Origin of the sequence: Winogradskyella sp. J14-2 (genome assembly GCF_001971725.1) — a bacterium.
Classification (GTDB): domain Bacteria; phylum Bacteroidota; class Bacteroidia; order Flavobacteriales; family Flavobacteriaceae; genus Winogradskyella.
In genome coordinates this window covers 1,334,300-1,355,197 of sequence record NZ_CP019388.1, presented here as the reverse complement: position 1 = coordinate 1,355,197, position 20,898 = coordinate 1,334,300, and the positions used below count along the sequence as shown (strand labels likewise).

At 33.5% G+C, this 20,898-nt stretch carries 19 protein-coding genes; 18 read left to right on the top strand and 1 reads right to left on the bottom strand.

Features of this window, described 5'->3' with window-relative positions:
* From BWZ20_RS06335 to BWZ20_RS06250, 18 genes are all read left to right on the top strand, one after another.
* On the top strand, window positions 1-684 hold the full coding sequence (locus BWZ20_RS06335; protein WP_076617852.1) for a cytidylyltransferase domain-containing protein: 684 nt from the start codon (window positions 1-3) through the stop codon (window positions 682-684).
* Window positions 677-1,504, top strand: coding sequence for a hypothetical protein (locus tag BWZ20_RS06330; protein WP_076617850.1), 828 nt, complete (start codon window positions 677-679; stop codon window positions 1,502-1,504). The genes BWZ20_RS06335 and BWZ20_RS06330 overlap by 8 nt, the downstream gene beginning before the upstream one ends.
* Window positions 1,505-1,554: 50 nt before the next feature.
* Window positions 1,555-2,814: a lipopolysaccharide biosynthesis protein gene (locus BWZ20_RS06325; protein WP_076617847.1), complete on the top strand. Its 1,260-nt coding sequence runs from the start codon at window positions 1,555-1,557 to the stop codon at window positions 2,812-2,814.
* A 3-nt stretch (window positions 2,815-2,817) separates the two neighbouring features.
* Window positions 2,818-3,828 carry a glycosyltransferase family 52 gene (locus tag BWZ20_RS06320; RefSeq protein ID WP_076617845.1) on the top strand — a complete coding sequence of 337 codons (1,011 nt, stop codon included), beginning with the start codon at window positions 2,818-2,820 and terminating at the stop codon, window positions 3,826-3,828.
* A 12-nt stretch (window positions 3,829-3,840) separates the two neighbouring features.
* On the top strand, window positions 3,841-5,037 hold the full coding sequence (locus tag BWZ20_RS06315; protein ID WP_083677168.1) for an O-antigen ligase family protein: 1,197 nt from the start codon (window positions 3,841-3,843) through the stop codon (window positions 5,035-5,037).
* Entirely contained in the window at window positions 5,034-5,876 is an 843-nt protein-coding gene (locus tag BWZ20_RS06310; protein ID WP_083677167.1) for a sulfotransferase family protein, read from the top strand. Before BWZ20_RS06315 ends, BWZ20_RS06310 begins: the two co-directional genes overlap by 4 nt.
* Complete coding sequence (locus BWZ20_RS06305) at window positions 5,877-6,758, top strand: sulfotransferase domain-containing protein (protein ID WP_076617837.1); 882 nt, start codon at window positions 5,877-5,879, stop codon at window positions 6,756-6,758. It begins immediately after the preceding gene.
* An 85-nt stretch (window positions 6,759-6,843) separates the two neighbouring features.
* Complete coding sequence (locus BWZ20_RS06300) at window positions 6,844-7,593, top strand: sulfotransferase family 2 domain-containing protein (RefSeq protein ID WP_410529707.1); 750 nt, start codon at window positions 6,844-6,846, stop codon at window positions 7,591-7,593.
* A gap of 1 nt (window position 7,594) precedes the next feature.
* Window positions 7,595-8,158, top strand: coding sequence for an acyltransferase (locus BWZ20_RS06295; protein ID WP_076617832.1), 564 nt, complete (start codon window positions 7,595-7,597; stop codon window positions 8,156-8,158).
* Window positions 8,151-9,239 (top strand): glycosyltransferase family 4 protein, encoded by a 1,089-nt coding sequence (locus BWZ20_RS06290; protein WP_076617830.1) that lies wholly within the window; start codon window positions 8,151-8,153, stop codon window positions 9,237-9,239. The genes BWZ20_RS06295 and BWZ20_RS06290 overlap by 8 nt, the downstream gene beginning before the upstream one ends.
* Window positions 9,240-11,378 carry a bi-domain-containing oxidoreductase gene (locus tag BWZ20_RS06285; RefSeq protein ID WP_076617827.1) on the top strand — a complete coding sequence of 713 codons (2,139 nt, stop codon included), beginning with the start codon at window positions 9,240-9,242 and terminating at the stop codon, window positions 11,376-11,378.
* A 473-nt stretch (window positions 11,379-11,851) separates the two neighbouring features.
* Window positions 11,852-13,045: a delta-aminolevulinic acid dehydratase gene (locus BWZ20_RS06280; RefSeq protein ID WP_198034975.1), complete on the top strand. Its 1,194-nt coding sequence runs from the start codon at window positions 11,852-11,854 to the stop codon at window positions 13,043-13,045.
* A gap of 2 nt (window positions 13,046-13,047) precedes the next feature.
* Window positions 13,048-13,746, top strand: a complete 699-nt coding sequence (locus tag BWZ20_RS06275; RefSeq protein ID WP_076617825.1) for a WecB/TagA/CpsF family glycosyltransferase — start codon at window positions 13,048-13,050, stop codon at window positions 13,744-13,746.
* 260 nt (window positions 13,747-14,006) lie between these two features.
* Window positions 14,007-15,104, top strand: coding sequence for a non-hydrolyzing UDP-N-acetylglucosamine 2-epimerase (gene wecB, locus BWZ20_RS06270; protein WP_076617822.1), 1,098 nt, complete (start codon window positions 14,007-14,009; stop codon window positions 15,102-15,104).
* Between the two features lie 85 nt (window positions 15,105-15,189).
* Entirely contained in the window at window positions 15,190-16,281 is a 1,092-nt protein-coding gene (locus BWZ20_RS06265) for an MraY family glycosyltransferase (protein WP_076617819.1), read from the top strand.
* Between the two features lie 96 nt (window positions 16,282-16,377).
* A complete protein-coding gene (locus BWZ20_RS06260) occupies window positions 16,378-17,139 on the top strand; it encodes a polysaccharide biosynthesis/export family protein (RefSeq protein WP_076617817.1) in 762 nt (253 codons plus the stop codon).
* 3 nt (window positions 17,140-17,142) lie between these two features.
* Entirely contained in the window at window positions 17,143-19,482 is a 2,340-nt protein-coding gene (locus BWZ20_RS06255) for a GumC family protein (RefSeq protein WP_076617815.1), read from the top strand.
* A 100-nt stretch (window positions 19,483-19,582) separates the two neighbouring features.
* Window positions 19,583-20,002 carry a CBS domain-containing protein gene (locus BWZ20_RS06250; protein ID WP_076617812.1) on the top strand — a complete coding sequence of 140 codons (420 nt, stop codon included), beginning with the start codon at window positions 19,583-19,585 and terminating at the stop codon, window positions 20,000-20,002.
* Window positions 20,003-20,032: 30 nt separating this feature from the next.
* On the opposite strand, the gene rpe is transcribed toward BWZ20_RS06250, so the two are convergent.
* Window positions 20,033-20,695, bottom strand: coding sequence for a ribulose-phosphate 3-epimerase (rpe, locus tag BWZ20_RS06245; protein ID WP_076617809.1), 663 nt, complete (start codon window positions 20,693-20,695; stop codon window positions 20,033-20,035).
* Between the last annotated feature and the right edge of the window lie 203 nt (window positions 20,696-20,898).

Below are 20,898 nucleotides of genomic sequence, written 5' to 3'. Positions count from 1 at the left end.
TTGAGACCATTAGTTCTAATACCAGCCAGAGGAGGGTCTAAAGGTGTGCCGGGAAAAAACATTAAGTTGCTAAACGGTAAACCTTTAATACAATACACTATTGATGCTGCTAGAGCGATATTTAATGATCATGTAATATGTGTCTCCACTGATGACCAAAAAATAAAAAGCACAGTCGAATCCTTTGGTTTAGAAGTCCCTTTTCTACGTCCAAAGGTATTAGCAACGGATACTGCAACCTCAGAAAGTGTTATAAAACATGCCTTAACATTCTATGCAGAAAGAGGATACCATGCAGATACATTAATATTGCTTCAACCTACATCACCTTTTAGAACAGCCCAACATATTAAGGATGCTTTAACTCACTATAATGACAACTTAGATATGCTGGTTTCGGTAAAAGAAACAAAATCTAATCCTTATTACGTACTTAGAGAAGAAAACGAGCAAGGGTATTTGGTAAAGTCTAAAGTATCTAATGCCACCAGAAGGCAAGATGTGCCAAAAGTTTGGGAACTTAATGGTGCTATTTATATCATAAATACAAGATCAATTGAAGCTAATTCTTTAGCACAACTGGTTAAAGTGAAAAAGTTTGAAATGGATGAATTAAGCTCCCATGATATAGATACAGTAATGGATTGGAAAGTAGCCGAAGAAATTTTTAAAATGGATGAGTAACATTATATTTCATATAGGTTTACATAAAACAGGCACAACATATCTGCAAAGGGAGTATTTTCCACAATTAGCACTAAAATACATTAAAGCCAGTGAGCCGTATTACAAGGTATTAATGGGTATGAATATAGCTAAACAACCTGTCTTAATATCCGAAGAAAACTTAAGTGGAAGATTATTTGGTGGAAATAAATTAGAAGAGTGTATTAGTACAATCAATAGCATAAAAGAAATGTATCCAGAGGCTAAAATTGTTGTTGGTTTTAGGAAGCATTCAGATTATATATTGTCATCTTACAAGCAATTCCTGCATGAAGGGAATGCTTTAAAGTTTAAAGATTTTTTCAATTTTGAGAATACAGGTGTTTTAAAACAAGAAGATGTAGTTTTTAGAAGTTTTATTGAAGTAATACAACATAATTTTGAAGATGTTTTTATCTACACGTTAGACGATTTAAGAGCAATGGAATCATTTCATAAGTCGTTTTCAGAATTTTTAGGGTTAGAAGACGCATCTATAAATTTTGAATCAAAAAAGGTGAATTCAGGTATTCGTACTAATTTTCAAACAAAATTATTATACCGCTTAAATTATATAGATATTAAGTTTCATAAGATGTTTAGATTTAAGTTGCTGTATAGTAAACTTTTCAAGTTTTTAAATATTACTCCTCGTAAAATTTGTCAGAAATATTTACCTGATTTTGGTAAAAAATTTATGCTCAACCCTAATACTGTGTTAGAAATAAATGAAAAATTTGACCAAGATTGGAATTATGTGTTGACTAAAAAATCTATACAAGCTAATAAGAATACATAAATAAAGTTAGGGTTTAATTTTGACCATGTATTCTTTTAATTTCGTGATAATTGAAAAAAAAACTAACCAATATAAAAAAGCATTCAGCAGGTGGTAGATATGTAGTGTCTGGTCTTTTGATGACCTTTACATCTCTTATTACAGGTTTTATAGTGCTGAGTTGGATTAAACCTGAAGAACTAGGGAGATGGCAGAGTTACACGGTTTTTATTGGTTATGTGCAATTACTTGCCTTAGGAATACCGCAAGGTATTAACAGAGAGTTACCGTATTGGTTAGGTAAAGATCGTATAGATACAGCATTGGCAAAATTAAAAACCGCTGGTGCATTTATAAACAAGTTGGTGGTTGCTCTATATGTAGTTTTAACAATTGTAGCTATAGTATTATATACTACTAAAACGATAGAAAAGGAAGGTCTGGCAATGTTAATGTTTGCAGGGTCTTTGGCATTTTTCAATATTCAAAGAAGTTTCCTGGGAGCAACTTACAGAACGTCCAAGGAATTTGCTAAGCTTACCAATATCCAGTTGGCAATAAGTGCGCTTTATGTGTTGCTTATTCCATTAATATACGTTTTTGATATTTGGGGTTACGTTGCTTATCAATTTGTTATTAATGGTGTTTTTGTGATTTTATTCAAAATATACCGACCTTATAAAATAAAATACAACTTCAACAAGGAAGATTTTATAGACCTGTTTAAAGTTGGTTTCCCAATTTTTTTCTGGAACTATATTGGTGTAATCTCGCGCTCAGTACCAAGATTGGTCTTAGTGATTTTTGGAAGTCCGCTACTAGTCGGTTTATTTGCTCCTGCAGCCAATATTAATAATGCGGTTTTAGCAATTCCAAAATTTTTAAACAGATACTTATTCCCTAAAATGACCTTTAAATTTGGTCAAGATGGGAATAAAGAAAATGTATTTAAAACAGCATTACAGACCGTTAAATATCTCTTTTTGGTAATGCTAGGTGTTGGCTTGGTATTAGTGTTTTTATTGCCTTATGCTATTCCAATAGTGTTTCCTAAATATAAAGACGGTATTTTAGCAGCTCAGATAATGGTATTTTCTGGTGTGTTTTATAGCGTTAATACGGTGTTTCATGTGGCGCTTAATAGTCTTAAAGAGTTTAAATTCTTTAAGTATTTAATTTCGTTTAGGCTGTTTAGTTTGTTAATCTGTTCATACGTGTTTGTAACAATATATGATGATTTACTTTTAGGAGTGTCTATAGCAGCTGCAGTTACAGAATGTATTAATATGTTTAATTATTATGTGTTTCTCAAAAAAGCCAAAAGAAATTAAAGTATGACAAAGAGATATGTTCTTCTGGTTTTAAGCCCATTTCAATTCATCAATGTATTAGAATATCTTCATGCTAAGAGCATTGATTATAGTGATTGTGAACTTGTTTTACTATCAGAAAGACAAATTGCCATAAACCAGATTGTAAATGAATTTGATGAAATAAAGCAATTTGCTAATATACATATACCAATGTTGGGCAAGGGCAATTACTGGCTAAGATTCTTAAAAACTAAAAAATTATTAAATCAATTTAATACACACACACCTATAGTAGGTAATTTAGATAATCATTGGTCTAAGTACGTTCTTAAAAATGTGCGCAAAACGAGGCCTGTTGTCGTTGATGATGGAGCGGCAACAATAAACATACTAAAACTTAGAAATAAAAACCAATACAGAACAAGTAGAGGAACTATTCTAAATCAAAAAGGATTTTTGGAGTTTTTGTTTTTAAACCCTAAAAAACCACTACCAAAGAGCATTACCTTTTTTACGTGCTTCAATATTTTGCCAGGCAAACAAGACGAACTATTAATCAATAATTTTAGTTATACAAAGCAAAAATATTTAGATAACCAAGTAGAACTAATTAACGAAGTGTGGTTTTTAGGTAGCCCTCTTTTAGAAAAACAATTTATTACACAAGAAGCAAGCAATACAGTTTTTAAAACATTAAAAGTATTTGCTGAGAATAATCATTTAAAAATAAAGTATTTTCCACACAGGGTTGAAAATTTAGATAGAAGAATTGATTTTGAAATTGTAAAAAATACCATGCCTTTTGAGATGTTTTATTTCAAAGCTAGCAAAAGACCTAAATTTATTCTTGGGTATTTCTCCACCTCTCTTTATGTATTAAGTAGAATGAGTTTTAATACCCAGTTTATGGCAATTGCTATAAATAGAGATTGGAGAGGTAATGCCAATTGGAATAGAATAGATGAGGTTTATGAGTTTTTTGTTCAGAATAATATTAAAGTTGTTAATGTAAAAACATTATTAGAGTTATAAGCGCTGAAGTTAATGAAGCAAGTCTTTTACATAACATTAATATTGGTACTCTGTTATTTGGGTGCAGATGTACTTATCAGAGGCGAAGAGAAAGCAGAGCGACCAATTGTTCAGCTAGTGGCTGGAGCTTCACTTATAGGTATGTTGGTGTATAACGTCTATTACCTAGGAAAACGACCTAAGTTATGGAAGTTTTTTGGGTTTCTTAAAGTTTGGCTGTTTTTTGTTATCACAGGTGTAGCCTATTTTTTTTTCAGTCTTATAGGATTTCCTTCAGAGTATGCAAGCGTTAATGTAAGGTCTGCTATTATCCTAATATATATCTTAACAACAATCTATTTTTTCTATAATGCTACTGTAAACAGACATTTAGTGGGTAAGACATTAACAATGCTTATTGCCGTTTTAATGTTTAACGGCATTACGGAGGTCGTTATTGCACTAAATAATAGAGAGGTAAAATTAGGCGTGGAGGTTGTAAATACCTCAGCAGGCTACATTTTTTTAATGTTATTACCAATTTTAATGCACAGATACAGAAAGCAAAATTTTTGGATGTTTGCCATGTGCCTAGTATTAACACTTTTCTCTGGTAAACGTGGTGCCGTGGTAGTTTTTGTTATTTTAATTATCTATGCGTCAAAAAACTTCAGAAAAGTTTTTAGAAATTTTAAATTAGACTGGAGAGCCATCATTTTTATTGGGGTTCTACTGTTGGCCGGACTTTACTTTGTAGAGAGTGCTTATGATAGTTTAATGCACAGAATGGTAAACATAGAAAATGAGAAACGTGGTACAGTTGGCTCAGGCAGAGATGTTATATGGAAAACTTTGCTGTTCTTTTGGGCAGATGCATCTTTGTTTAATCAGATATTTGGATTTGGCTTTTATGCATCACCAAAAATAGAAGGACACGTTGCTCATAATGATTTTGTAGAATACCTCATAGATTTAGGATTAATAGGGCTTACTTTGTGGTCTTACCTATTGGTAAGGTTTTATAAAAACATTAAAAGATTAAAAAAATACGATAATTACTTATATACATTACTGTTATTTTGTTTAACCGTATTCTTTGGAAGAGGCTTATTTTCTGGTACCAACAGAACAGATAGTATTGTCTTGAGCATCTCATTAGGATATTTGTTGGGTGTTGTGTATTTAAAACATATAATACCATATCTAAGTAATAGATTAAGTAAAGCATGAAGTATTCGTTTACAATTTTAGGCTTAAGTAGGTCAGGTTCAAAAATGACCAAACAAATACTAGATAACCACTTCGAGGTATATACAGCACCAGAATTAGGATTTTACAACCCATATTCAAAAAGTGTATATAAATACCTGTCTAATACCGACCACCCAGCTGTAGAGGACTTAAAAAAGATAAGTCCAAAATTCATTCAGTTTACAGAAGAACTTAATAATGTTAATACGATTCTGAAAAAAAAAGAACCTAAAACGGTTTTTAAGGAATTGATGTTTCAAAAAGCTAATATCAATAAATCAGAAGCGAAAATCATAGGTGCTAAGTTTCCTTTTCATTTTTCATTTTTATCAAAGTTCAAAAGATGGTATCCAAATTCTAAAATCATATTTTTAGTGAGAGATCCCAGAGCAATTTGTTCATCAGAAATAATTATGAAAACTAAAATAAAAGGCTCATCTAAGTTTCCGATTTTAAAAAGTGATTTTGTAAACCGAAAAACAATAATGCTATACGTGCTTATTCAGATGATTTGGTATAGTATAATCCTTAAAAAATATTCGAACTCAAATGACGCTATTATTATAAAATATGAGAACTTATTAAGTAACAGTGAGGGCGAAATAAAAAGACTATGTAATTTCTTATCAATAGCATATTCAGACGCACTGTTACAAATTAAAGTAAAAGGATCGAGTTATAACAGAGAACAAACAAAAGGGATTTCCAAACACTCTGTAGAGAAATGGAAACATAATTTAAAGCCCGATGAAAAGTTTCTCATAAAACTATGCAAACCTTTTTATAGTAAGGTGTATAATGATTATTTTTCGTCTTAAATGAAAAAAATTAACACATTCTTAATTGGTGCGCAAAAAGCAGGTACTACAAGTCTATACGATTGGTTAGGGCAACATCCTCAGGTGCTTGCACCAGAAGAAATAAAAGATTATCATTTTTTTACTAATGAAGATTTCTTTAAAAAAGGAATTAAGCATTTAGAATCCTTTTACAAAAAAGGAGATACAGATATAGCGCTGCATGGTGCAGTTAATTACATGTATTTTCATAACAAAGCTTGCCAAAGAATACAAGACTATAATAAAGACATTAAGATCATTATTTGCCTAAGAAATCCAATAAAAAGAGCGACTTCTGCATATAATTATTTTAAGAGAACATTACGTGAAGAAAACACCTTTGAGCAAGCAATTGAGGCAGAACTTAAAGGAGAGTTAAACACCTTTGAGCAACAATCTAATAATACTTACCTAAAGCATGGTTATTATGCGGAGCAAATACAACCGTTTATTAACATGTTTGGAAGGGAAAATTGCCACTTTGTACTATTTGAAGAACTTATAGATAAACAAAAACAGCTAAACGTTATGAAAGAGGTGTGTGATTTTTTGGGTATAGATAATGGCTTTCAATTCAAGTATGTACATCTTAATGCAAGCGCACAGCCGAAGTCTAAGTTCTATAATTATGTGATGCGAAAATCTGGTTTAACAAAGATTTTAAAGCCGTTATTACCACTCCGATACAGAAAAAGGTTGGGTAAGGCACTAGAGCAAAAAAATATAGGAGATAAAAAAATTGAAACAACGATAAGTCAAAGCACTCAAAAGCTTTTAGAACAAAAGTTTAGACCTCAAGTTATAGAAACAGCGACACTCACAGGTAAAGACTTGGAGCAACTGTGGGGTTTTAGAAATTAAGTATGTTGTTATGAAAGATTTTTATTGCTTTATCCATATCGAAAAATGTGCAGGAACAACCTTTAGTCATTCTCTTAAATATAATATGCCCACATATTTATCGCTTAAGCCATGGTATTTTTGGTCTAATGAACCCAATAATTATCTATCGAGTTTAGAGTTAAAAAGAATTATAAAACTTTACCCTTTTTTGAGTGGCATTGGTGGGCATACGACAAGAACCTATGCAAACTATGAAGATGTCGTAAATAAAAATATCAAATATTTTACATTTTTAAGAGATCCTATAGCAAGATACATGTCTCATTTTAACCACCAAGTCAATAAAAAAGGTATCGATTGGACGATAGAGTCTTTTATCAATGAAGATAAGTTCAATAATTGTATAACAAGGCGCGTTGCTGGTAGTGAAGATATTGATATAGCATTATACAATTTAAAAAATCATTATGATTTTATAGGCGTGTTTGAAAGTTATGATGAATCCTTACTTTTGCTCAATCAATTGGTGTTCAATAAAAAGATAAGACCAAACTACGAAGTAAAGAATGATTCTCTCAATGAGAAAAAAGTAAAGTTTATAGATCTGTCAGTTGAAGTTCAAGAAAAAATAATAGCAAATAATAGCTTAGATATTAAATTATATAATGAGGCCAAGACGCAATTGTACCCAGAATTTGTAAAAAAGTATAAGGGTAATTTGGAACAAGATCTTGTTAAATTTAAAGAAGAAAACAGTGATTATAAATACAATCGTTTAAGATATAATCTCATCAAAGCAACAAGGCTATTTACTGAGAAAATAATAGAACCTTTAGCACATAAAAAACAATAATTTGCTCAATAACATTTCATACAAATTTAGTATCCTTTCTAACTCCATTGGTGTATTGAAGTTTTGGTTTATAAAGTTACTGTACGGTAATAAACTTAAAACCAAACGAACTTTTGTTGTAGAAAAAGGAGCTGTTATTGGTATTAAAGATCAAGGTAAAATTAGTTTAAATGGTAAAGCCAGACTGTTTAAATATGCAGAATTAAAGGCAAAAGGAAATCTTACAATTGGTGAAAATTTTTACTTAAATAAATATTCAAGAGTTATTGCTTTTAGTGACATATCTATAGGTAATAATGTTACCATTGCTCAGTTTGTCTCAGTTTTAGATCATGATCATCATTATGACTTTAAAGGAGATGATTTGGTTTTAGAGGGGTATGATACAGATAAAATACAAATAGGAAATAATGTATGGATTGCTGATAAGGCTGTTGTTTTAAAAGGGGTGACTATAGGTAATAATGTAATTGTTGCGGCAAATACAGTAGTTAATAAAGATGTGCCAGATAATTGTATAGTGGCTGGTGTACCATTCAAAATAATTAAAAGACTCAATGAGTAAGAATATTTTAGTAATTGGTGCAGACCTAACTAGTAATGGCGGTATCGCTAGTGTAATAAAATCACATTACAAGGCTTATCAATCAAAAGAGTTTCCTTTTAAATTGTTTTTGCTTAAGACCAATCATTATAAAGACAAATCACTGGTTTTCGAAGTTCTAATTTTGTTCAAAGCATTCTTTCAGTGTCTGTATTTTATACTGTTTAAGAAGGTGAAAATTGTACATATACATTCTTCTGCAAAAGTCAGTTTTTTTAGAAAATCTATATTTCTTCTGTTAAGTAAGATAACTGGTAGGAAAATAATATTGCATTTACATTCTAGCGATTTTTATGGGTTTTTTCTAACAAAGAATAGACGATTAAAAAGATATATTAACTTTATATTTAACAGAGCTGATAGGATTGTTGTATTATGTACAGATTGGGAAAATAAGTTAAGGGAAGCCTATAACTTAAAGCATGTGGTCAGAATAGCAAACCCTATAAATCTTGAAAACATATCTAATCAAGACCATAAGATAGCAAACAACGATAATGAGTTTACTCTAGCCTTTGTTGGGTTTTTAATAGAATCTAAAGGAATAAAAGATCTATTAATGGCCATGAAACAACTTAAAGACAGGAGTTATTCAAGTATTAAGTTAACCATTGCAGGTAAAGGCGAATTAGAAGCATACATCAACAAATTCATTACAGAGCATCAATTGTCGCAAAGTGTAGATTATATAGGATGGGTTTCTGGAGAAGATAAAGACAACCTTTATAAAAAATCCGATACCTTTATACTGCCATCTTACAAAGAAGGTATGCCAATCTCTATTTTAGAAGCAATGAATTTTGGATTGCCAATAATTTCAACTAATATATCTGGCATACCAGATGTAATTACGGTACCTAGAAATGGATTTTTGGTTACACCTGGCAATGTTGACGAAATCGTTAATGCAGTACTACATTGTTATAAAGACAAAGAATTAAGAAAAACGATAAGCCAAAACAATCTTAAGGATATTAAAAGGTTTTCGGCACATCAAATTTTTAATCAGATTACAGAGATTTATTCAGATTTACTTAATTAAATGCAACAACTCACACAAAAACTAGGCTCAGGAGATATGATGATACAAGACGTACCCTATCCGCAATTAGGCAAAGGCATGGTCATTGTAAAAAACCATTATTCCATCATAAGCGCAGGTACAGAAGGCTCAACGGTGGTAGCCGCTCGCAAAAGTCTTATTGGTAAAGCAAAAGAGCGCCCGCAACAAGTAAAACAAGTGATTGATACCTTAAAAAAGCAAGGGCCCGTACAAACCTATAGAGCAGTGATGAAAAAGCTCGATGCCTATTCACCGTTAGGTTACAGTTGTGCTGGTGAAGTGATAGAGGTTGGTGAGGGAGTCACTGAGTTTGAAATTGGTGATAAGGTAGCATGTGCAGGCGCAGGATACGCTAACCATGCTGAAATTGTAGCGGTTCCGGTAAACCTTTGTGTAAAATTAGAAAACGATGCCAACCTTAAAGATGCAGCCTACAATACATTGGGTGCTATTTCTATGCAAGGAGTGCGTCAGGCAGATTTAAGATTAGGAGAATCTTGTGTGGTCATCGGCTTAGGTCTATTGGGTCAGCTAGCTGCATTAATCCTCAAAGCATCTGGTGTTACGGTGATTGGTGTAGACGTGTCAGAAGCTGCGGTTAATCAAGCTGTAGAAAATAACGTTGTTGATTTAGGATTAACGCGACATGCAGCTGGAGTTGAAGAGCAAATCTTAAATGCTACAAAAGGTCATGGAGCTGATGCGGTGATTATAGCTGCGGCAACCTCAAGTGTAGATCCAATTAATTTTGCTGGTGCTATGGCGCGCAAAAAAGGTAAAGTAGTGGTTCTGGGTGCTGTGCCAACAGGGTTCGATCGCGATCCGTATTGGTATCGTAAAGAGTTAGAATTAAAAATGGCATGTTCTTATGGGCCAGGGCGCTATGATCTTAATTATGAAGAAAAAGGTATAGACTACCCATTGCCTTACGTGCGTTGGACAGAAAAACGAAACATGGAGGCCTTTCAGAGTTTAATAGCAACTGGTCGTATTAATATTGGCTACTTAACCACACATGAGTTTGATTTCGATAATGCCAAGGATGCTTTCGATTTGGTAGTGTCTAAATCAGAACCGTTCACAGGTATTGCTCTAAAATACGATACATCTAAGGACATTTCTAAAGCTAAAATAGCAACATCAGCTGCTACTAAGCTCGGAAAGGTTAATATATCTTTTATTGGCGCTGGGAGTTATGCCCAGGGCAATTTATTGCCAAATATTCCAGAAACTTCAGAAGTCGGTAGAGTAGGTGTATTAACAAATACAGGGACAACATCAAAGCGTGTCGCAGAAAAGTTTAAGTTTCAATTTTGTGCTACAGAAGAAGCCGATGTTTTAGACGATAAAACCAATACAGTTTTTGTGGCGACGCGTCACGATTCGCATGGGCCTTATGTTTTAAAAAGCCTGCAAGCCAATAAAAATGTGTTTGTAGAAAAACCGTTGTGCTTGCTAGAGTCAGAATTAGAGCAAATTATTGAAGCACAAGCAACAAGTAAAAAAGCAGTAATGGTTGGCTTTAATAGACGCTTTTCGCCTTTAACCAAGAAACTTAAAAAAGCAGTTGGTAATAACCCAATGACCATGATCTACAGAGTTAATGCAGGTGCTATACCAAAAGATACATGGATACAAGATGCCGAAATAGGTGGTGGTAGAATTCTAGGAGAAGCCTGCCATTTTATAGACTACTTAACATATCTCAACGGAAGTTTGCCAACAAAGATTACGGCATCAGCATTACCAGACGCCAATCAGTTAAATGATACGCTAAATATTTTAATTCAATTTGAAAATGGGTCTTCAGGTGTTATTGGGTATTACGCTAATGGACCTAAAGCAATGACCAAAGAGTATGTTGAGGTATTCTCAGCGGGTATGTCTGCAACATTGAGCGATTTTAAAGAGTTAAAAATTTACGGAAAAGGGAAGCCAAAAAAGAAAAAGATCCTTAATCAGAATAAAGGTCAAAAGGAAATGGTAGAAGCTTTTGTTGATGGTTTACTTAAAGAGGGTCAGGCACCAATCCCCTTTAAAGATATAGTAGCAGTAACAAAAGCGTCATTTAAAGTATTAGAATCTATAAAGCGTGGTGGAGAACAAGTCGATGTATAATTAACGTCAGTTCGAGTGTCCCGACCGTTTGCGTCGGGATGTATCGAGAACCAATGCAAAAACTACAATTTTTTTAGTTGACCTCCGAGGATTGAGCGTAAAACATGCAGTGAAGCAATGGGTTAAATAAAAATCGTTGGAGACTAATCCTAATCTAGGAAACAAAAAGAGCATTGGGGAGTTCAAATCTAAAATACTTCCAATGCCCTTTATTTTTATGCCGAAGCGAGCATAATGTTTAGCGAGAACATCGGCAGTCTTGAGTTTTTTGGGAAGCCTGCCCTGAGCGCAGTCGAAGGGTCCTGGTCAAGCAAAAAATGAACATCTATATTAAAGCGCCAAATTGGGTTCCCAAGTTCATTAAGGAACAGGCGAAATTAAATTGTAACGAATTGTATAAGAGTTCAAAATAAAGACCCTAAATTTGAGGTCTTAAAAGGATTTATCATCCTACCTATCAAAACAATTACGTATTGAGAACCATAAAATTTAATGATAGCTTCCAAAACCTCAAATCCTACTGCGAAGACCAAAACTTCGCAGGCTGGGACCCTTATGATGGTTTAAATTCTAAAGTGTTTCAAGCATTGCCTTTAAAACATTGGGACATAGCAAGATTGGCTTGGATACAGGGCTTTAAGCGTAGTCCTATTAATCTTAGGAAACTATTGCTGGTGCCTAAGCAGCACAACTCAAAAGGGATAGCATTATTTCTTCTGGGCTACTGTAGGCTTTACGAAGCAGCAAGTCAAGGCAAAATCGAATTCGGAACCTCAGAAACACTTGTAGAGAAAATTAAGTATCTAACCCAACTACTTTTAGACATGAAAGTAGAAGGCTATGCAGGCGCATGTTGGGGCTATAACTTCGATTGGCAGGCAAGACGACTATTTCTATTCAAAAAAAATACACCAACAGTAGTGGCCACTGCCTTTTGCGTAGAGGCACTAATAGAAAGCTATAAAATAACACAAGACGAAAACGTGCTAAATACAGCCCTGTCATCAGCAGAATTTGTATTGCAAGATTTATCCAGAACCGAACACGGTACTGGACACATCTTTTCTTACAGTATCAAAGACGGTAACAATACGGTAATCAATGCCTCGTTATTAGGAGCAAAAATTTTAAGCTATGCCTACAAATACAAAAAAAAGCAAACGTATTTAGACATGGCAAAAAAAGCAGTGGTAGCGGCCTGCGATTTACAAGAAGACGATGGCTCTTGGATTTATGGATTATTACCAGTACAATCTTGGAAAGACAGTTTTCATACGGGTTTTAATTTAGATGCCTTAGAAACCTATCAGCAAAATACAGACGATACCGCATTTCAAAAATACATAGATAAAGGTTGGGACTATTACACAGAACACTTTTTTGAAGCAGACGGCAAACCAAAATATTATCACGATAAAACCTATCCTATAGATATCCATTGCCCAGCACAAGTTATAGTAACAGCCTCAAAATTGAACACCTTTACAAAACATTTAGAATTATTAGAGCGTACACTAAACTGGACGATAGAAAATATGCAGTCTAAAAAAGGCTTCTTTTATTACCAATACAGGCAAGGATTGAGTTCAAAAATTTCATATATGCGATGGAGTAATGCCTTTATGTTCAATGCTATGGCACATTATTATTTAGAAATAAACAAATAACTATGCAGTTTCAAGCCCTAAATAACGTCATTACTTACGCGCCAAAATCTAGAGATCAACTTATAGACTACGCTTTTGAGCATCATAAAATATTGGTGGCAGTAAATGCAGAAAAGATTCTACATGCTACAGATCAAAGTCGCGCTATTATTAACCGAAACTTAGGCTATCCAGATGGTATAGGTGCTGTTTGGGCATTACATAAAAAAGGACATAAAGAGGTCGTTAAAATCCCAGGATGCGAACTTTGGCTAGATATTGTAGCAAAACACCATAAAACAAAGACGTTTTATTTGGTAGGTGGGAAACAAGAAGTTATAGATCAAACCGTTGCAAAGCTAAAAGAAAACTTTAAGGGCATTAACATATGTAACTACAGAAATGGCTACATAAAGAATGAAGTTCAAGAAAAAGCGCTTATTCAAGATATCGTTAAACACCAGCCAGATGTTGTCTTTGTAGCTATGGGCTCACCAAAGCAAGAACTACTCATGGAACGCATACAGCAAAAACATCAAGCCGTATATCAAGGCTTAGGAGGAAGTTTTGATGTCTATACAGGTCATGTAAAACGTGCCCCAAAATGGTGGGTAAAAAACAATCTAGAATGGGCATACAGGCTCATTAACCAGCCATCAAGAATAAAGCGTCAAATACATCTGGTGCGTTTTTTAGCAAATTTAATGTTAGGGAAATATTAGAAATTAAGTAATATCATAAGTTTGTACCAAAATTTTATAATGTAACTCAGCAATACCTCATTGAGGAGCTCCGTCGGGTCTAACTCGGGTCTAACTCGGGTCATATTCGGGTCATATTCGGGTCAGCTGTAGTTTTTTCTTACAAATCCTAAAAGTTGGAATTTAAAGACTTTAGTTCATGGTAACAGAGTTATTAAAAAAACATAAATTTGTAGCATCAGTAGTATAGCTGTAATAAAACCAATCAACCCAAAACTATCATGTATCATATTACAATAATAGCAGGTGCAAGGCCAAACTTTATGAAAATTGCACCCATAATTCATGCTATAAAAAATGCTAAACAGAATGGCAAAGCAATAGACTATAGATTAGTACACACTGGTCAGCACTACGATAAAAATATGTCTGGCAGCTTTTTTGAACAGCTTAGCATCCCAGAACCACATATTAACTTAGAGTGCAGTGGCGGCACACAAGCTGAGCAAACAGCAGCAATTTTAGTAAGTTTTGAAAAGGAATTAATGACAAATCCTGCAGATTTGGTTTTGGTGGTTGGTGATGTAACATCAACAATGGCTTGTGCTTTAGTAGCGCAAAAACTGCATACTAAGGTGGCCCATGTAGAGGCAGGTATTCGCTCTTATGACTGGACAATGCCAGAAGAGATTAACAGATTAGTTACTGATAGTATTACCAACTATTTTTTTACGACTTCAGAATTAGCAAATCAAAACCTCTTAAAGAGTGGTGTTAAAGCTAACCAAATATTTTACGTAGGAAATACAATGATAGATACCCTTTTAAAACATAGACCAAACTTTAAAGCACCAGAGGTCTATGGTAAATTAGGTCTCAAGCCAAAATCGTATATCGTAATGACGCTTCACAGACCAGCAAACGTCGATGAAGAGGGTCAGTTAAAGGCTATGATAGAAGAGATTGTTGGGAATACTAAAGACTTACCATTAATTTTTCCTGTGCATCCAAGAACAGCTAAGATCCTAGAGCATTTAAAAGTGTCACATCCTAGATTGCATATGGTGGCACCTTTAAGCTATTTAGAATTTAATTACTTAGTAGAAAACGCTAAAGCAGTCATTACAGATTCAGGTGGTATTACAGAAGAAACATCAGTTATGAACGTACCTTGTATGACGCTTCGTGATAATACTGAGCGACCAGAAACGATAACCTTAGGGACTAATGAGTTGGTAGGAACTAATCCGCAGGCTATTAAACCTTACTTAGAAAAACTTTTTAATGGAGAATGGAAAGATTACAAAACAATTCCGCTATGGGATGGTAAAACCGCTGAAAGAATAGTAGCACATATCCTAAATTTTGCTAAGAAATAATTTGTAGATTTTTGTCTAAACATCTTAGACTTCGTTTAGAAAGTTGTATATTTCTGATCCCCTAAGATGTTTTAAAATCAACCATATGATTGAAACATTGTTGGAGAACTTTACTCCCGAAAATAATATAGCCATCTGGCTAACAGCAGCATTTTTGTTAGCATTCTTTATTGCTTATCAAACATTTCCAACCATATTATATGTAGCAAAAGAAAAGCATTTAATGGATGAACCAGATAGTAGAAGTGTGCATTCTGATAAAACACCAACCCTTGGTGGCATTGGTATTTTTGTAGGACTCATTGTTGTAATGACTATTGTAGGGGCCTTTTTAAATACCAAGGTTTTACTTTTGGTAATGGGAGGTCTCACGATGCTCTTCTTTTTAGGACTTAAAGATGATTTAACTGTACTCTCTGCAAGGAAGAAGTTTATGGGGCAATTACTTGCGGCTGGTCTGCTTATTGTGTTTACAGATACTAGGATAATTGGATTTTCAAAAATTTTAGATATCGATGTGTTGCCATATTGGATATCGGTAGGCTTTACCCTTTTTGTTTATATTCTTATTATTAACGCATACAACTTAATTGATGGCGTAGATGGACTTGCAGGAACTATAGCATTAAGCATTAGTGGTATTTTTGTGCATCTCTTTGTAAATTCTAATGAATTGAGTTTGGCAACGATAGCTATTGCGCTTTGTGGATGCCTTTTAGCCTTTTTACGGCTTAATTTCTCTCAGAAAAATAAAATTTTTATGGGTGATACGGGCTCAATGATAGTAGGATTTTTATTAGCTTTTTTCACCATTAGTTTTATAAATATAGCGCAATTAGATAAAGATTCTGCATATTTTAAAGCGTCGCCAGCTCTAGCATTTGCCTTATTATTCTACCCTCTAATAGATACCCTAAGAATATTTTTTATAAGGATAGTAATTCATAAAACGAGTCCCTTTAAAGCAGATAAAAATCATATTCACCATAGATTTATAAAAAGGGGCTATAGCCATTTAATGACAACCATTTTAATTTGTACCATCAATGTAATTATAATAGGTATTGCCTTTAATTTACTACACCTTAATCTTAATACACAAATTATTTTTTTACTACTGTATGGTTCTACGCTTTATACGTTGCCATTTCTCATTAAGAAGTCAGCTAATAATTGAGCGCAGTATGAAGCTTATTTTTTTATATTACATTAGCTTTTGTTAGTCCTCTAAATGCGGTTATATTTGCTACACTTGTAATTATATAAGTTTTTAATGAAAAAAAGAATTTTAAGTCTATTCGTATTAATTGTTTTAAGCTCTTGTGCTTCAAAAAAAGAAATACTCTACATGCAAGATGCAATAGAGCAAAACAATAGCGAAGTAAACTATGAATCTGCAAACATTCAACCTAATGACATATTAAAAATAACTGTTGAAAGTACTATACCAGAAGCAGCAATACCTTACAATAAATCTAGAGCTATAGGTGCACAACCTCAAAATCTTCAAGTACTTCAATTAGATGGTTACTTAGTTTCGGTAGATAATACCATAAAGTTTCCGGTTTTAGGCGAAATTTCAACAGCAAACAAAACCACTAAGGCGTTAGAAGCAGAAATAAAAGATCGCCTAATCTCTGGAGGTCATCTTTTAGATCCAACTGTAAACGTAAGACTTATAAACGCTAAGGTTACTATTTTAGGTGAGGTTAATAAGCCTGGCACCTACAGCTTTACCGAACAAAACATTACTATATTACAAGCTTTAGGTTATGCAGGAGATCTAACCATTAATGGTAAACGAGATGATATTTTAATCACAAGGGAAGTAGATGGTGTGCGTAAAATATCTCACATAGACTTAACTTCGGCTTCATTTATGAACAGTGAATTTTATTTTATAAAACCCAATGACAATATAATAGTAAGTCCTAATAATCCAAAGGTGAAAAGTGCAGGTTTTGTAGGTAATGTAGGTACTATCTTAACAATTGCGTCATTAGCCCTTAGTGTTACAATTTTACTAACAAGATAAGGTATGGATAATCAGTTGAATAGTAGTTTTTTTGGTGAAGAGGATAAAATTGATGTAAAGCAATTAGTGAGACAATACTTAACCTATTGGCCATGGTTTGTTATTGCTGTGGTGGTTTCATTATTAAGTGCCTACATATATTTACGATATGCGCCACGTATTTTTGAGACCTATTCTAAGGTGAAAATTTTAGATGAATCCGAAGGCCTAGAGTTGCCAACATCTGCCTTTGTATTTAAGCGCACTAATATTAATCTCGAAAACGAAATTGAAATAATAAGTTCTTTCCTTATCATGGAGAAAGTGGTTAGAGCGCTAAACTTAAATACGGTCTTTTACGAGGAAGGTACAATTCAAACAAAACAAATAGAATCTTTACCGCTAGATTATAGTCAGATAATACAAGCCGATAGTGTGGCAAATACCATGTCTTATAAACTGGTAATAACCGATAAGGGATTTCAAATTACTAATTTAGATACAGATAAAGTCTTTAACTTTAATGAGCATTCCACCTTTGCTCAAAACCATAGATTACCTTTTAATCTAAAGTTAAATAATCAGATTCCTTTGGCTGATATTATAGATACGTCATACAATATTATCTTTAAAACTGTAAAGGATGCGACCTTAGCTTTAAAAAGTAAAATAGTCGTTGAGGCCATTGGTGAACAAAGCGATTTATTAAAACTCTCTATTAAAGGAGAAAGTAAAGTACTGTCAGAAAACATTTTAAATACCTTAATGGAGGTTTTTGATAAAGATGGAATAAAAGACAGACAGTTAGTTTCTGAACGCACCTTAGACTTTATAGATGCTAGATTTGAATTTTTAGCCAAAGAGTTAGACTCTATAGAAATCGATAGACAAGGTTTTAAACAAGATAATAACATCGTAGATATCCAAACAGATGCAGAGCTTGGGCTTCAACAACGAACAAAATCAGAAGAAGAAGTATTTGCTTTAGAAAACCAGCTCGAGCTTTCTAATTTATTAGTTAACTCTCTAATTAGTGATTCTGAATCTGCCTTATTGCCAGCTAATATTGGTATAGAGAATGTAAGTATAAACCAACTCATTTCAGAATATAACACTGCGGTTATAAACCGAGATAAGTTAATAAGCAGTGGTGGCGATAATAACCCAATGGTGCAACTTGCTATTAGTGAGGTACAAAATTTAAAATCTAGTATAGATAAATCTCTAAGAACATACTCAGCCCAAGTTAAGGCGTCTTTAAACCAATTAAAAAGAAAAAATAGACAATTAGCAGGAAGAGTATCTCAAATACCTGAACAAGAACGATTATTTAAGGCTATTGATCGACAGCAGAAAATAAAGGAGAGTCTTTACCTTCTATTACTTCAAAAACGTGAGGAGGCTGCCATAAATTTAGCCATTACAGAACCATCTATAAAAGAAGTTGAAAGAGCACTTTCTAGCATAAAACCAATATCACCAAAACCAACCATAGTCTATGCAGGTGCTCTACTAGCCGGCGTTTTGATACCTTTTGGAGTGTTATATCTCATTTTTATGCTAGATACTAAATTACACAGCAAAGAAGATATCGTCGAGGTTACTTCTAAAATTCCGGTTATTGGTGAAATACCCGATTTAAAGAAGAAAAAAGATCTTATTTTTAACGATCCTAATGATCGCTCTCCGCTTGCAGAATCCTTTAGAATTCTAAGTTCTAATGTAGATTATATTTTACCTGTTAAAGACGGTGAAAAAGGTAAAGTTATCTATTGTACAAGTACAATTAAAGGAGAGGGAAAAACATATGTAAGCCTAAATTTATCTTTAGCACTTTCTAGCATCAATAAAAGAGTATTGCTTATAGGTGCCGACTTAAGAAACCCTCAGATACACACACATATTAGCGAGGATAAACAAAAACCAGGCTTATCAAATTATCTTCATGATGTTAATTACGATTGGAAAAATGCTTTAATTAAAGGTTTTGAAAAGCATCCAAACCATAATATTATACTTTCAGGAAGCATTCCTCCTAATCCTGCACACTTACTAACCAACGGACGCTTTAAAAAACTAATCGAAGAAGCGCGAGAAGTATACGACTATGTTGTTGTAGATACAGCACCAACGATTTTAGTGACTGATACCATGTTAATTTCGCAATTAGCAGATGCTACGATCTATATTGCTAGGGCCAATTACACCGAGAAAAACTTATTAAAATTCTCTAAAGATCTATCAGATAGCGGTAAGTTAAAGAATATGGCCTATGTTATTAATAGTGTTGGAGCAAGTAAGTCTCAAGGCTATGGCTATAATTATGGTTATAGTTATGGTTACGGTAAGACGGACAATATGTAGGCGCTAGACTGTCTTAGTTTCAGTTTCTTACATGATATTTATCATAATTTCTATCGGTTTTATACATTACTTTTAATAGTGAAATATAAACCTAATAGTTATGAGATATATACCGCCAATTTCTGAAATAATGAGTACAAACATCATTGCGCTTAACCGAGACGATGATCTAGAAACTGCCGAAATACTTTTTAAGAGACATAAAATAAGACATATTCCTGTGGTAAATGGCGAAGTTATTATAGGTATGCTTAGCTACTCTGATTTGCTACGCATCAGTTTTGCCGATGCAGTCTATGACACAGAAGAAGAAGTAGACACCCTTGTATACAATATGTTTACAATTGATCAAGTTATGGTTAAAAATGTAGTAACAGTCTCACCAACTGCCACTATAAAAGACGTTGCTAAAATATTGGCAGAAAAAGAATTTCATGCTTTGCCCATTGTGGATAACGGAAACCTTGTAGGTATTGTTACCACTACAGATTTAATAAATTATCTTTTAGAACAGTTGTAAAAAAAGAGAAAAGCGCCTATAAGGCGCTTTTTATAAATTGGCAAGTGTCTTTAAATTTTTAATTGTTGCCATAGGATCGTCACTTTTAAAAACATGACTTCCAGCAACGAAAGTGTCTGCGCCAGCGTCTACCAATTTTTCAATATTTTTATCCGTAACACCACCATCTATTTCAATTCGGGTATCTAGTCCTTGCTTATCTATTAAGTCGCGAAGTTTCTTGATTCGCTGATAGGTCACGTCTTCAAATTTTTGGCCTCCAAAACCAGGATTAATAGACATTAATAATACCATGTAGCATTCTGGTAAAATATCTTCTAAAACGTGTATGGGTGTTGTAATGTTAAGCACAACACCTGCTTTGCAACCAGCATCTTTTATTTGTCGTAATGTTCTGTGCAGATGAACGGTGGATTCATAATGTACCGTAATAATATCTGCTCCCACTTTAGCAAATTCTTCAATATAGCGTTCAGGTTTTTCTATCATTAAATGTACATCTAATGTTTTTGTTGCATGCTTTTTTATAGCCGCTATTACTGGCATACCATAAGAAATATTTGGTACAAAATGACCGTCCATAACATCTATATGAAACCAGTCGGCATCGCTATTGTTTACCATTTCTGTATCGCGTTGTAAGTTGCCAAAATCTGCGGCTAACATAGAAGGTGCTATTAATTTTGAAGCCATTTTTTTAAGTCATTTTATAAATTACAGTGCAAATGTACTTAAAATGTTAAAGATAGTTAATGAACGCTTTAGTGTTTTTAATTGCAAATAAAAGTCTATAATTAACAAGAAAGGATTTAGGCATGGGCTTATACAAAAGTGAACCCACGGTAATCAGCCGTGGGTTCTTTCATCAATCAAAAAACGAACAGTTATGTTTTGTA

Coding starts and splice junctions, on each gene's coding strand:
- BWZ20_RS06330 (WP_076617850.1), top strand. CDS start 677: ATGAGTAACATTATATTTCATATAGGTTTACATAAAACAGGCACAACA.
- BWZ20_RS06310 (WP_083677167.1), top strand. CDS start 5,034: ATGAAGTATTCGTTTACAATTTTAGGCTTAAGTAGGTCAGGTTCAAAA.
- BWZ20_RS06250 (WP_076617812.1), top strand. CDS start 19,583: ATGAGATATATACCGCCAATTTCTGAAATAATGAGTACAAACATCATT.
- BWZ20_RS06265 (WP_076617819.1), top strand. CDS start 15,190: ATGATTGAAACATTGTTGGAGAACTTTACTCCCGAAAATAATATAGCC.
- BWZ20_RS06255 (WP_076617815.1), top strand. CDS start 17,143: ATGGATAATCAGTTGAATAGTAGTTTTTTTGGTGAAGAGGATAAAATT.
- BWZ20_RS06290 (WP_076617830.1), top strand. CDS start 8,151: ATGAGTAAGAATATTTTAGTAATTGGTGCAGACCTAACTAGTAATGGC.
- BWZ20_RS06320 (WP_076617845.1), top strand. CDS start 2,818: ATGACAAAGAGATATGTTCTTCTGGTTTTAAGCCCATTTCAATTCATC.
- BWZ20_RS06285 (WP_076617827.1), top strand. CDS start 9,240: ATGCAACAACTCACACAAAAACTAGGCTCAGGAGATATGATGATACAA.
- rpe (WP_076617809.1), bottom strand. CDS start 20,695: ATGGCTTCAAAATTAATAGCACCTTCTATGTTAGCCGCAGATTTTGGC.
- BWZ20_RS06260 (WP_076617817.1), top strand. CDS start 16,378: ATGAAAAAAAGAATTTTAAGTCTATTCGTATTAATTGTTTTAAGCTCT.
- wecB (WP_076617822.1), top strand. CDS start 14,007: ATGTATCATATTACAATAATAGCAGGTGCAAGGCCAAACTTTATGAAA.
- BWZ20_RS06315 (WP_083677168.1), top strand. CDS start 3,841: ATGAAGCAAGTCTTTTACATAACATTAATATTGGTACTCTGTTATTTG.
- BWZ20_RS06305 (WP_076617837.1), top strand. CDS start 5,877: ATGAAAAAAATTAACACATTCTTAATTGGTGCGCAAAAAGCAGGTACT.
- BWZ20_RS06300 (WP_410529707.1), top strand. CDS start 6,844: ATGCCCACATATTTATCGCTTAAGCCATGGTATTTTTGGTCTAATGAA.
- BWZ20_RS06275 (WP_076617825.1), top strand. CDS start 13,048: ATGCAGTTTCAAGCCCTAAATAACGTCATTACTTACGCGCCAAAATCT.